The sequence below is a fragment of the Peptoniphilus vaginalis genome (genome assembly GCF_900176605.1).
Classification (GTDB): Bacteria; Bacillota; Clostridia; order Tissierellales; family Peptoniphilaceae; genus Peptoniphilus_A; species Peptoniphilus_A vaginalis.
Genome location: NZ_FXLP01000005.1, coordinates 770,397 through 782,195 on the forward strand (window position 1 = coordinate 770,397; position 11,799 = coordinate 782,195).

Annotated in this window: 13 protein-coding genes and 5 pseudogenes; 1 reads left to right on the forward strand and 17 read right to left on the reverse strand. The window is 30.8% G+C overall.

All coding sequences use genetic code 11. From position 1 onward, the window contains the following. Positions 1 to 34: 34 nt before the first annotated feature. From CAN42_RS08400 to CAN42_RS08475, 17 genes and pseudogenes are all read right to left on the reverse strand, one after another. The gene (locus CAN42_RS08400; protein WP_085876306.1) at positions 35 to 355 is read right to left on the reverse strand and encodes a hypothetical protein; all 321 of its coding nucleotides are present in this window, start codon (positions 353 to 355) and stop codon (positions 35 to 37) included. Between the two features lie 69 nt (positions 356 to 424). Further along, positions 425 to 874 (reverse strand): hypothetical protein, encoded by a 450-nt coding sequence (locus tag CAN42_RS08405; RefSeq protein ID WP_085876307.1) that lies wholly within the window; start codon positions 872 to 874, stop codon positions 425 to 427. A gap of 1 nt (position 875) precedes the next feature. Beyond that, positions 876 to 1,076 carry a helix-turn-helix transcriptional regulator gene (locus CAN42_RS08410; protein WP_012994121.1) on the reverse strand — a complete coding sequence of 67 codons (201 nt, stop codon included), beginning with the start codon at positions 1,074 to 1,076 and terminating at the stop codon, positions 876 to 878. Between the two features lie 214 nt (positions 1,077 to 1,290). Then, positions 1,291 to 1,548, reverse strand: a pseudogene (locus CAN42_RS08415) (VirD4-like conjugal transfer protein, CD1115 family); the annotation flags it as partial. A 177-nt stretch (positions 1,549 to 1,725) separates the two neighbouring features. Further along, a pseudogene (locus CAN42_RS08420) lies at positions 1,726 to 2,187 on the reverse strand (lysine--tRNA ligase); the annotation flags it as partial. A 144-nt stretch (positions 2,188 to 2,331) separates the two neighbouring features. Beyond that, a pseudogene (locus tag CAN42_RS08425) lies at positions 2,332 to 2,913 on the reverse strand (site-specific integrase); the annotation flags it as partial. 32 nt (positions 2,914 to 2,945) lie between these two features. Continuing rightward, a complete protein-coding gene (locus tag CAN42_RS08430) occupies positions 2,946 to 3,149 on the reverse strand; it encodes a helix-turn-helix transcriptional regulator (RefSeq protein WP_085876309.1) in 204 nt (67 codons plus the stop codon). 2 nt (positions 3,150 to 3,151) lie between these two features. Continuing rightward, complete coding sequence (locus CAN42_RS08435) at positions 3,152 to 3,568, reverse strand: hypothetical protein (protein WP_085876310.1); 417 nt, start codon at positions 3,566 to 3,568, stop codon at positions 3,152 to 3,154. A gap of 405 nt (positions 3,569 to 3,973) precedes the next feature. Then, a pseudogene (locus CAN42_RS09265) lies at positions 3,974 to 4,138 on the reverse strand (DUF3847 domain-containing protein); the annotation flags it as partial. Positions 4,139 to 4,246: 108 nt separating this feature from the next. Beyond that, positions 4,247 to 4,396, reverse strand: a pseudogene (locus tag CAN42_RS09270) (DUF3847 domain-containing protein); the annotation flags it as partial. Between the two features lie 195 nt (positions 4,397 to 4,591). Beyond that, entirely contained in the window at positions 4,592 to 5,236 is a 645-nt protein-coding gene (locus tag CAN42_RS08445; RefSeq protein ID WP_085876312.1) for an ABC-2 transporter permease, read from the reverse strand. A gap of 3 nt (positions 5,237 to 5,239) precedes the next feature. Next, positions 5,240 to 6,118 carry an ABC transporter ATP-binding protein gene (locus tag CAN42_RS08450; protein WP_085876313.1) on the reverse strand — a complete coding sequence of 293 codons (879 nt, stop codon included), beginning with the start codon at positions 6,116 to 6,118 and terminating at the stop codon, positions 5,240 to 5,242. Continuing rightward, on the reverse strand, positions 6,115 to 6,492 hold the full coding sequence (locus CAN42_RS08455) for a GntR family transcriptional regulator (RefSeq protein ID WP_074017833.1): 378 nt from the start codon (positions 6,490 to 6,492) through the stop codon (positions 6,115 to 6,117). The genes CAN42_RS08450 and CAN42_RS08455 overlap by 4 nt, the downstream gene beginning before the upstream one ends. A 264-nt stretch (positions 6,493 to 6,756) precedes the next feature. Then, entirely contained in the window at positions 6,757 to 8,631 is a 1,875-nt protein-coding gene (lysS, locus tag CAN42_RS08460) for a lysine--tRNA ligase (protein WP_167627569.1), read from the reverse strand. A gap of 43 nt (positions 8,632 to 8,674) precedes the next feature. Next, on the reverse strand, positions 8,675 to 9,148 hold the full coding sequence (gene greA / locus CAN42_RS08465; RefSeq protein ID WP_005958008.1) for a transcription elongation factor GreA: 474 nt from the start codon (positions 9,146 to 9,148) through the stop codon (positions 8,675 to 8,677). A gap of 187 nt (positions 9,149 to 9,335) precedes the next feature. Further along, positions 9,336 to 10,262 (reverse strand): tRNA dihydrouridine synthase DusB, encoded by a 927-nt coding sequence (gene dusB / locus CAN42_RS08470; protein ID WP_085876315.1) that lies wholly within the window; start codon positions 10,260 to 10,262, stop codon positions 9,336 to 9,338. 10 nt (positions 10,263 to 10,272) lie between these two features. Continuing rightward, positions 10,273 to 11,064 (reverse strand): type III pantothenate kinase, encoded by a 792-nt coding sequence (locus tag CAN42_RS08475; protein WP_062571799.1) that lies wholly within the window; start codon positions 11,062 to 11,064, stop codon positions 10,273 to 10,275. A 165-nt stretch (positions 11,065 to 11,229) separates the two neighbouring features. Here CAN42_RS08475 and CAN42_RS08480 point away from each other — a divergent pair, with 165 nt between their 5' ends. Further along, complete coding sequence (locus CAN42_RS08480) at positions 11,230 to 11,766, forward strand: biotin transporter BioY (protein ID WP_085876316.1); 537 nt, start codon at positions 11,230 to 11,232, stop codon at positions 11,764 to 11,766. The last annotated feature ends 33 nt before the right edge of the window (positions 11,767 to 11,799 follow it).

Sequence of the window (11,799 nt, forward strand, 5' to 3'; positions counted from 1 at the left end):
ATTTTCGATTTATTACGTCAAATTATCACTTAAATTATACCATAAATTGTTGAGAGTTGAAGTTTAAGGAAAGCTTTATGAATATAAATAAAAATATAATTTTTCTTAAGTCATAAGTTTTTATTAAGCTGTAAGTTTTTATTAAGCTGTAAGTTTTTATTAAGCTGTAAGTTTTTATTAAGCTGTAAGTTTTTATGAACTTGTAAATTTTTATTAACTTGCAAACTTTTATTAGGTCACAAAACATTACTAACTTGTAAGTCATTCTTGCTTTATAAACTTCTATTAACTTATAAATTTTTATCAAGTCACAAACTTTTGCTAAGTCCTTAAAGCTTATTAAGACTTGACCCATAAAAAAGTCCACAAAAAAAGACGATAGACTTTTTAATTTCTATCGCCTAATACATTTACTATTATATTTTTAAATCTTTTTTGACCAATATACTTTTAATAATTTAGAAAATATTATTTGTACAAATGCAACTATCATTAAAGCTAAAAAGGCTTCATAACTAACATATGCTACAATTAAAGAAACAATTACAATAACCATTGAAAATATAGGTATTATATTTGCTCCTGACTTCATCTTTATTAATATCATTCTTTCATCTGTTTCTTTAGTATACATCTTTTCCAATATATCTCTATTCCTATATGCTTTAATAAACATTGACATATAGAATACACATGCTAGTTCAAGTCCAATAAAAAATCCTACTACATAATCTGTCATATCTTCTTTTAATGGAAATTTATATTTTAAATAAAAATTGCCAATAACAACTGCGAGTAAGGCAACTATACATAATAACAATAAAATATTAATTCTAAATCCTATTCCTTTTTTATATTTTTCTAATTTGTTCATACTAATCATCCTCCTCTATACTAAATATTTCTTCAATACTCATATCAAAAAACTTAGCAATTTTAAAAGCCAACGGCAGGGACGCTATATATTTTCCAGTTTCAATGGAAGTTATGGTCTGTCTTGTTACTCCAACTTCATTTGCCAATTCTTCTTGAGTTATTTTATGTTGTTTTCTTAATTGAGAAATTGTATTTTTCATTTTCCTCCTCCAATAGCAAGCTTGCTTTACATATATAGTATAGCTTGCTTTGCTTTTTTTGTCAAGCGTACTTTGCTTTTTTTATAATTTCTTAAATAAAAAAGACGATAGATTTTTTACCATCTATCGTTTATTGCTATATTCAATCTTATAATTAGTTTTTTATATTTTTATTTTTAATACCTTAGATTTTGGAGTTGATTTAGCTTTATCCCTATTTTTCAAAAAAATCTTCAACATCAAACAAATTCTTTTTATCATAATCTTCAATTAACTTGTAATTTTTATGTTTTGTAATATCAAATTTATCAGACAAGAAAGGTCTTACTCCCCTTAGTTGGTAAATACACTTACCACCATCCATTACAGTTATTTCATCTTGGCTCATAAGTTCCTTGCCAGTTTTTTGGTAATTTAGACCAAAAGATTTTTGATTTGATCTTGTTTCTGAAGTGTTATATAGGTCTAAAGTAGAAACTACGTTTAATAATGTAGTATCAAGTTTAATATAAAAATCAAAAAAGCTATGAGCAAGCTCAATACTAATCTTACTGGTAATAAAATTATTTTAATTATTCATCTCATAAATACCTATAAAAATTAAACTGGGATTCATAACAAACCCCAGTTTAATAATTAGCGTATTCTTTTAATATAATTTTGCACCTGCTGGGATTTTGTCCTCTAGCATTACAAGATTTAATAATTCTTCTCCATCATAGTCGCATACTGCTGAAAGAAGCATACCGCAAGATTCTTCACCCATCATCTTTCTTGGTGGAAGGTTTGTTATTGCAACAAGAGTCTTGCCAATTAATTCTTCTGCTTCGTAGAAGTTTTTGATTCCTGATAGGATTGTTCTGTCTTGACCTGATCCATCATCAAGTGTGAACTTGAGAAGTTTTTTTGACTTTGGAACTTCTTCACAGTTCTTAACCTTTACAACTCTGAAGTCAGATTTTGAGAAGGTATCAAAATCAACCATATCTTCAAATAGAGGTTCAACCTTTACCTTTGACATGTCAATCTTTACACTTGCCTTTTCATCTGCAGCCTTGTTAGCTTTAATTTCAGCAACTTCAGCTCCAAGTGGTTTCATTGTTGGGAAAATCCCCTTTACCTTAGATAATTGTCTAAATCTCTATAAAAGTCTATTTTATGGTACTTCTCCATTTACGACAATTTGCTAACTCTCTATAAGTGCCCATAGATTTCTAGCAAATTGTCGTAAATTTGTCGTAAGCTGTCGTAAATTCTAAAATATAAATTTCATTGCTTTTTCAAATTCTCCCATCTGTTCTATCTTAAAGTCTTCTGTTGCATCTACGTATATATCCATTGTTGTACTAATATCAGAATGACCTAGAATAGACTGCATTGCTTTTGTATTTATATTTTGTTCGTTAAGCCTTGTAGTAAAGGTATGTCTAAAAATGTGGTTGCTTAAGTGTGGAACTAATAGAATATCATTAGAGTTCGATTTATTTTTATCCATTATACTTAAATTGCAATCTCTAATAATTCTTCTTAAAGCTTTATTAAGTGTTCCATTATTGTGAACCTTTCCAAATCTATTTAAAAATACAAAATCTTTATACCCATCGATTGAATCACACCATTTGATTCCAAAAGTCTTTTGTAACTCTCTTTCCATAATAAAAGCATCTTTCACTTTTTTAACCATAGGAATACTTCGCTTACCTGATTCTATCTTCGGTGTATTAATAGCATATCTATTGTTTAATCCCTTACCTTTACTATAATATACCAAAGTCCTATTTACATTTATAAGACCATTATCAAAATCTAGATCGTCCCATTGCAATCCTGTGAATTGCATATTATATTTCCTAAATTAAATTGTGTGCCTCAATCATCTGTAAATTCAAATAAATCTTCTACGCTAACATCAAACACTTTTGCAATATCCATAGCTAATTTTAATGACGGATTATATTTTCCATTTTCAAGATGTACAATAGTTTCTCTTCTGGCATTTACCATTTCCGCAAGTTCAGATTGTTTATATTTTTCCTTTTCTCTATATTCCTTAACTTTTGTTATTAGTGCCACAATTATACCCCTTTAGAATCCATAATTATAAACATAATCGTACGAAGTATTGTAATTGTAATTACTGTTCCAATAATTAGCCATCCCATCAACGCTGTTGAAATTCCGTTTACATGACCTAAAATCCCTCCTAAATACGCTATAATAACTATTAACACGCAAAAAATTTTTAAGCATATTGAATCACATCTGTGTAGATTTTTTTCCGCAAATTCATCAAAGTATTCTTTCTTATACTTTTTTACTCTAAAATAATGCACTATCAGCATCAAAAATAGAATAAAACCCCAATAGCTTGAAAACTGTTGGTATTCAGGCTGATAGTCGCTTCTGCTCCACAACCAATAATATCCCGCAATTAAAATTGCAATAATAATTTTTGTTGCAACAACTTCTCGTATAGATACTTTGTTTTTCATGTCAAATTCTCCTTACGTATAATTTAAAGTGATATATTTCTAACTTGATGTTATAAATATATCACACAAAAAACCGGATATCAATGCTTAAGTTATAAATATTTCACTTTTGTTTTTATTGGTCTAACTCGTTCTGTTTTACCTGTGATAGTCGTTTTTCTTGTTCCTGTAACAGCTCTATGCAAGTCTTAACTTTTTCTGTTTGTTCAACTTCTTCTCATATCCCTAATATTTGATTGTAAAGGTTATTTTCTCTTTCTTCATAGTGGCAAATTACGATTTCCATTGAGATATATTTAAGATCTTGCTTTCTCCTAAGTATTCTTTCAGATATTTCTTAAAAATTTTAAACAAAATAAGTTATGCAGTATGCTCATTTTAAAAATCTTCCTGTTTATTTTTTTTTTAATTTTCGCTCATTATTTTTAGTGTTTCTTTAAATTCTTTTGTCTTTTTTGCTTTTTCTAGTAGGATTTTTATTTCTTCATCTGTTAGTTCTTCTGCATTTTCTATAAGGCTTTCTAAGATTGGTCTTCTTGTTATGAGTCTATGAGTTCTTTCTTTTCTTCTTGTTATGAGTCTATGAGTTCTTTCTTTTCTTCTTGTTATGAGTCTATGAGTTCTTTCTTTTCTTCTTGTTATGAGTCTATGAGTTCTTTCTTTTCTTCTTGTTATGAGTCTATGAGTTCTTTCTTTTCTTCTTTTTATTATGTCTTGTTTTAATATTTTCTTTTCTTGGTTTTTTAGTTGCCTTAATCTTTCTTCTGTATCGTCAATTTTATCTTTTATTTCTTTTGACTCTTGTCTTATTTGTTTTAGTTTTTTCATGCAAAACTCCTTTCTTGTATTAAAAAAAAACGATAGAGTTTTTTAATTTCTATCGCCTAAGATATCCATGTTTTAATATTTTTCTACTTAATAAGTTTTTATCTCCATACTACAAGACTATATTTTAATCCTAGCAGATCTGAATCTTATTATAATCACTTATTACACTTATTAATTCTATATCTATCATTTATCCTAAATGTCTAACTTTAGATTTTCCATTTTCTTTGAGTTCAATGCAAAAGACATTGAAAATATTACCAAGTATATTATACAAAGTACAATATTTCCATCTGACTTAGAAAATCCAAGCCTATTTACTGCAAATATTTCTATTGATACTAGCATTATAGACCCAATCAAGCCTAAAACTATCCACAAGTCACCTTTCTCTAAATCAATAAAGTACAAGGCTAAGTAGAAGATTGATACTAATTGTAATATAAGAGCTAATAGGACATTTAACAAAGTTATTAAGTCAGACGATCCATAATCAAAATAATTCTTACCTAGATAAATTGATATATAATTCAAAATAATCAACATCAATATAGAAAAGAGAATTATAACTACTTGAATTATATATTTTGATAAGACTATATTTTTACTTTTTATTGGTAGCATGAATTCATATTTGTATAATTTTAAATCATAATCTATTCTTTGAGATAAAAGGACCAATAAACTGTTAGTGAAGATTACTGCTGCAAAATACGCAAAAACAATCATTTGTATGTCAGCAAATAAATTTATTAGAATCCATACTAGAATTAAAAACGCATTCATTATATAAAAATTTTTAATGTTTTTATAATATATTTCTAACATCAACCCTTTCATTTATTAGTCCTCCTTTCCTGTTAATATTAATAACATTTCATCAAAATTTGGTTTATTCACAACAAATTCTTTATACTTATTCTTTATCTTAGATATATCTTTTACTAAAATATCTACCCTTCCAAATTCTTTCCTGTACGAAATGATATCCGTTTTTTCCACTTTTTCTAGTTCTGTATCAGTACAACGAAGTATCCCATAATTATATAATAATTCGTCCTTTTCTTCACTTAACACAACCCTACCATCATCCATGAAAACTATATAGTCAGCTATTTTTTCCAAATCTGTTGTAATGTGTGATGATATATATACCGAGTGTTCTGGATTTTCTATGAATTCTAATAATATACATAAAATTTCATCTCTACTTACTGGATCTAACCCTGAAGTAATTTCATCTAATATGAGAAGTTTTGTTTCGTGAGACAATGCTATAGCCAACGATAACTTTTTCTTCATTCCAAATGAAAATTGCTTAGTTTTCTTGTCTATTGGTAAATTAAATTGATTCAAATAATTTTTAAAACTATCTTCTTCCCAATTACTATAATTAAATTTCATTACCTCATTTATCTCATTAGGAGTTAATAATAATGAAAAGTTTGGATCATCTAAAACAAGACCTATGTGTTTTTTAATATCTATTTGATTACAATATTCAGTACCAAATATCTCTACTTTTCCCTCATCTTTTTGAAACATTCCAAGAATACAAGAAATAGTAGTGCTTTTCCCTGCTCCATTTCTTCCTATATTTCCTACAATAGAACCATAAGGTACTTCAATATTTATATTTTTCAAAGAAAAATCATTTGTTTTATTATTTTTATTTAATCCAGATACCTTTAATGCTAATTCATTTTCATAAGAATCCATCATTGTCCCTCCTCATATATCTTTTTTATTAAATCTATTAAGTCATCTATTGAAATAGAACTTGATTGTATGCTCTTGACAATTTTCTTAGCTAAATCTTCCACTTCTTTATATGTTTCTATTTTTTGTAATTCAATATTCCTTGCTGATATAAAACTGCCTTTGCCATGAATAGTTTCAATAAATCCATCTTTTTGTAAATTTTCATAAGCCTTTTGAACTGTAATTACAGCTACCTTAAGATTTCTAGCCAATACTCTCATAGATGGTATAGAATCTCCAGTTTTCAAATCTTCATTCATAATTTGTTTTTTTATCTGATTTTCGATTTGTTCATAAATCGGTTCGCTAGAATCGGTATTTATTATAATATTGATATTGCACCTCCTGTTTCAAAAGTGTACTTATGTGTACTTATCGATTTAATAATACCACCAATAAAAATTTTTTTCAACCCCCTTAATTTCCTAATTTTGAGTATAAAAAAAGACGATAGCATTTTTAATTTCTATCGCCAGTTATTATCTAATATTTTTCTCTTTAAATTGATTTTATTGTATTGCTTAATAATTCCATTAATCCATTATAAAAATTAAACTGGGATTCATAACAAACCCCAGTTTAATAATTAGCGTATTCTTTTAATATAATTTTGCACCTGCTGGGATTTTGTCCTCTAGCATTACAAGATTTAATAATTCTTCTCCATCATAGTCGCATACTGCTGAAAGAAGCATACCGCAAGATTCTTCACCCATCATCTTTCTTGGTGGAAGGTTTGTTATTGCAACAAGAGTCTTGCCAATTAATTCTTCTGCTTCGTAGAAGTTTTTGATTCCTGATAGGATTGTTCTGTCTTGACCTGATCCATCATCAAGTGTGAACTTGAGAAGTTTTTTTGACTTTGGAACTTCTTCACAGTTCTTAACCTTTACAACTCTGAAGTCAGATTTTGAGAAGGTATCAAAATCAACCATATCTTCAAATAGAGGTTCAACCTTTACCTTTGACATGTCAATCTTTACACTTGCCTTTTCATCTGCAGCCTTGTTAGCTTTAATTTCAGCAACTTCAGCTCCAAGTGGTTTCATTGTTGGGAATAGAAGTACGTCTCTAATGCTTGGCTGGTCTGTTAGAAGGACAATCATCCTGTCAACACCAATACCAAGTCCACCTGTTGGAGGTAGACCAACCTCAATTGCGTTGATGAAGTCTGAATCCATTGGGTGAGCTTCGTCATCTCCTGCTGCCTTTTCTGCAACTTGAGCTTCAAATCTTTGTCTTTGATCTATTGGATCATTAAGTTCTGAAAAGGCATTTGCAAATTCCCAAGTGTTAATGAAGGCTTCAAATCTTTGTGTAAGTCTTGGGTCTTTAGGGTTTCTCTTTGCAAGTGGAGAAACATCTACTGGGTGACCAATTACAAAAGTTGGTTCAACAAGGTGCTCTTCACAGAATTCTTCAAACATTTCTGAAAGAATTTTCCCCCAAGTGTCCTTTTCATGAACTTCGATGCCCTTTTCTCTTGCAATTTCTCTTGCCTTTTCGTCTGTATCAATTTCGTTAAAGTCAACGTCAGCATATTTTTTAACTGCATCAATCATGGTAATTCTCTTCCAAGGTGCCTTTAGGCAAATTTCTGTTCCTTGGTAGTTAATTGTATCTGTTCCAAGAACTTCAAGAGCTACGTATTCAAATAGGTCTTCAGTAATCCTCATCATTTCTTCGTAGTCAACATAGGCTTGGTAAAGCTCGATGTTTGTAAATTCTGGATTGTGTCTTGTATCCATTCCTTCGTTTCTAAACATCTTGCCCATTTCATAAACCTTGTCGAAGCCACCAACAATTAGTCTCTTTAGGAATAATTCATTGGCAATTCTAAGTTGCATATCAATGTCAAGAGTATTGTGGTGAGTGTAGAAAGGTCTTGCGTTTGCTCCACCTGCTACAGTGCCAAGGATTGGTGTTTCAACTTCTAGGAAGTCTTTGTTGTCTAAGAATTCTCTAATCTTCTTGATAATTTTATTTCTCTTAATAAATACATCCTTAACTTCAGGATTTACAATTAAGTCAACATATCTTTGTCTGTATCTTAGGTCTGGGTCTTTAAGTCCGTGGAATTTTTCTGGAAGAATTTGTAGGGACTTTGAAAGTAGAGTTATGTCAGTTGCACGAACTGTGATTTCTCCAGCTTCTGTCTTAAATACAATTCCCTTAACACCAACAATATCTCCAATGTCAATGCCCTTAACATCTTCGTACTTGTCTTCAAGGACATCCTTCCTTGCGAAAACTTGGATGTTGCCTTCTGAATCTCTAAGGTCTAGGAAGCAAATTTTTCCGTGACGTCTCTTGCTCATAATACGTCCAGCAATAGAAACTTCTCTTTCATCTGCTTCGTTGAATTCTTCTTTGATTCCCACTGAATGTGCAGTTACATCATAAGTTTCGTTGACAAAGGGGTCCTTGCCTTCTTTTTTTAATTCATCAAGCTTTTGTCTCTTTAACAAAAGCATTTCATTTAGATTTGCATCTTCTGTTTTCTTCACAAACTGCCTCCTAAATTGTTATTCCACAAATTTCATACTTGATAATTCCATCTGGAACTTCAACTTCAACTACATCGCCAACACGGTTGCCAATAAGTTTTGAACCAACTGGTGATTCGTTAGAAATTTTTCCTTCAAGTGGATCTGCTTCTGCTGAACCAACAATTGTGTACTCGTCTTCTTCCATTGTGTCAAGTTCTCTAACTTTTACGTTGGATCCTATGTTAACAACATCAGTATTTAAATCTTTTTCATCTATGATTTTAGCATTACGAACCATCATTTCAAGCTTAGCTATTCTTTCTTCAACTTGTGCTTGTTCGTTTTTAGCTTCGTCATACTCAGAGTTTTCAGAAAGGTCACCATAGCCAAGAGCTACCTTAATTCTTTCAGAAACTTCTTTTCTTCTAACTGTTTTTAAATACTCAATTTCATTTTCGATTTTTTCTAAACCTTCCGGTGTAAAAAATATATCTTTTTCCAAAACTCTCTCTCCCTCAATTATATAAAAAATAAGGCGTCAGCCGCCTTTCACAAAACCTTTTAATCTAAGCCATTATAATTTATAGGCTGCTAAATGTCAAGAAGATTAAGTGCCTATAAGACTTTCATCAATTTTATTAAAATTTATAAAAAAAATAAACTCTGCAAAGCTTACAGAGTTTAAAAATTTAAATTTTTTCTATATAGTCACTTATAATTTTTAAAATTTCTTCCTTGTCCCTTAAGTTGTTTAACTTGTTTCTAACTTCTTTGGAGTCCTTCATTCCCTTAAAATATTCTGCATAGACCTTTCTCATTTCAAGTATGCCAAGCTTCTCTCCCTTGTAAGAAATTTTTCTTTCAAGCTCGTCAACCATTAAAAGTAATTTTTCTTTGTTGCTTGGCTTATAGTAGTCGCCAGTCTTTATAAGTTCTTCGATTTGATTAAAGATATAAGGATTACCTATTGCGCCACGACCTATTGCTAGTCCATCAACCTTGGAGTAGTTTATTTTTTCTATGGCATCTTCTGGACTATCAACGTCTCCATTTCCAATGACAGGAATTTTTACACTTTCCTTTACTTCTTTTATGAAGTCCCAGTCAGCCTTGCCTGTGTAGTATTCTTCTCTAGTTCTTCCATGAACTGTGACAAAGCTTGCCCCTGCAGCCTCAATGTTTTTTATGGCCTTCATAGAAGACCTTCCACCTATTCCCTTGCGGACCTTTGCAGTGACAGGCTTGTTAGAATTTTTTACGACAGACTTTACAATGTCGTAGACCAATGATGGGTCACTTAGAAGATGGGATCCTGAATTATTTTTTACAATCTTTGGTGCAGGACAGCCCATATTTATATCTACATAAGAAAAGTCGTAATCATTTAAAATTCTTGCAGCTTCGCCCATGACATCTGGGTCGCTGCCAAAAATTTGGACTGCAACTTTCTTTTCTTTGGGAGATATGTCCAAGAGGTCTATAGTTTTTTTGTTTTCATATACAAGTGCCATGGCCGACACCATTTCAGTTACAGTTATGTCTGCACCCTTTTCAGTAGCCACTTCCCTAAAGGCTATGTCTGTATAACCTGCCATGGGAGCTAAAATCTTTAACAAAAAATCACTCTCAATCTATTCCTTCAAGTTTGTTGTTCTTTTCATAAATAATTTTTAAACCTTCAAGTGTCAAAAACTTGTTAATAATAAAATTATATTTTGAATCCTTAGTTAACATTGTGGAGAAGCCACCAGTTGAAATAATATTAGTGTCTTCTTCCTTCCAATTTAATTCCTTTAGTAGCTTTGCAACAATTCCATCAATCATTTCAGTGTAGCCGTAATAAAGTCCTGCTTGCATTGCACCAACTGTATCAGCTTGAATAACTTTTTTTGGAGCAATTATTTCTATCTTAGGAAGCTTTGATGTCATCATAAAAAGAGCTTCAGCAGAAATCCCAATACCCGGCATAATAAGTCCACCAAGATAATTTCTTTCTTTATCTACAACACAAAAAGTCATAGCAGTTCCAATGTCAACTATAATTGATTGCTCGCCATAAAGTTCTATAGCCCCAACAGCATTTACAATTCTATCTGCCCCAACTTGTTTTGGATTGTCGTATTTAATATTAAGTCCAAGTTCAAGGTCTGTGCTTACGACCATTGGGCTCTTGTTAAAGTATTTTATAATCATGGAAGGAAGTGTGTGCATAAGGTTTGGCACAACTGAAGAAATAATAACATCTTCAATATCTTGTGGATCTATGTTGGCATGAAGAAGAGTATTTATAAAGATAAGACCATACTCGTCAGATGTCCTAGTTTTCACAGTGGAAGTCCTAAAATCATTGACCAGCTCTCCTCCCTTAAAGACACCCCAAGTTATGGAAGTATTTCCTACATCTATTACTAATAACATTTTTACACCTCTATTTAACAAATTGTATTCATTATATATTTTAAGACCAACACTTTCAACTAATTATTTTCTTAAGATTGATAAATAAAGCCTTGCAACAAATTATTAGGTTAACCTTATTGACACTTAGGTAAACATTGTGTAAGATATCTTTGGAGGTTAAAAATGAAAATACAAACAAAAGACACAACAAAGATAGCACTCTTAGTAGCACTTATAGCAGTGGGAGCTTTTATTTCTATTCCCATTGGACCAGTTCCCTTTACATTACAAAGCTTTTTTGTATTTATGGCTGGACTTTTACTTACACCCTTTTACGCAGGACTTACAGTTTTTATTTACGTCCTACTTGGCCTAATTGGTGCGCCAATTTTTGCAGGTTTCACTGGTGGTGTCCAATCTGTATTAAAACCAAGCTTTGGTTTTTTAATTGCTTTTATAATTGGAGCTGCATTTATATCTAAGTTTGCTCACGGCGAAAAAAACTTTGGAAAGATTATGGTGGTCTTAGTTCTTGCAGAAGTTATCTTCTATGCAATTGGACTTCCATACATGTACTACATCTTAAATGTTGTCATGGGTAATGCCATGGACATTTCAAAAGTTTTTTCTGTTGGAATGATTCCTTTCATTATACCTGACATGGCAAAGGCTATAGTAGCTGCTATTATTGCCCCAAGAATTTTAAAGGCAATCAAATAATTTAATTCATGATTAATAGAATAACTTCGAAAG

Excerpts from the sequence above, each read along its gene's own strand:
- lysS (WP_167627569.1), bottom strand. The coding sequence starts at position 8,631 with ATGCTTTTGTTAAAGAGACAAAAGCTTGATGAATTAAAAAAAGAAGGC.
- CAN42_RS08475 (WP_062571799.1), bottom strand. The coding sequence starts at position 11,064 with ATGTTATTAGTAATAGATGTAGGAAATACTTCCATAACTTGGGGTGTC.
- CAN42_RS08400 (WP_085876306.1), bottom strand. The coding sequence starts at position 355 with ATGGGTCAAGTCTTAATAAGCTTTAAGGACTTAGCAAAAGTTTGTGAC.
- CAN42_RS08480 (WP_085876316.1), top strand. The coding sequence starts at position 11,230 with ATGAAAATACAAACAAAAGACACAACAAAGATAGCACTCTTAGTAGCA.
- CAN42_RS08445 (WP_085876312.1), bottom strand. The coding sequence starts at position 5,236 with ATGAAAGGGTTGATGTTAGAAATATATTATAAAAACATTAAAAATTTT.
- CAN42_RS08405 (WP_085876307.1), bottom strand. The coding sequence starts at position 874 with ATGAACAAATTAGAAAAATATAAAAAAGGAATAGGATTTAGAATTAAT.
- CAN42_RS08450 (WP_085876313.1), bottom strand. The coding sequence starts at position 6,118 with ATGATGGATTCTTATGAAAATGAATTAGCATTAAAGGTATCTGGATTA.
- CAN42_RS08410 (WP_012994121.1), bottom strand. The coding sequence starts at position 1,076 with ATGAAAAATACAATTTCTCAATTAAGAAAACAACATAAAATAACTCAA.
- CAN42_RS08435 (WP_085876310.1), bottom strand. The coding sequence starts at position 3,568 with ATGAAAAACAAAGTATCTATACGAGAAGTTGTTGCAACAAAAATTATT.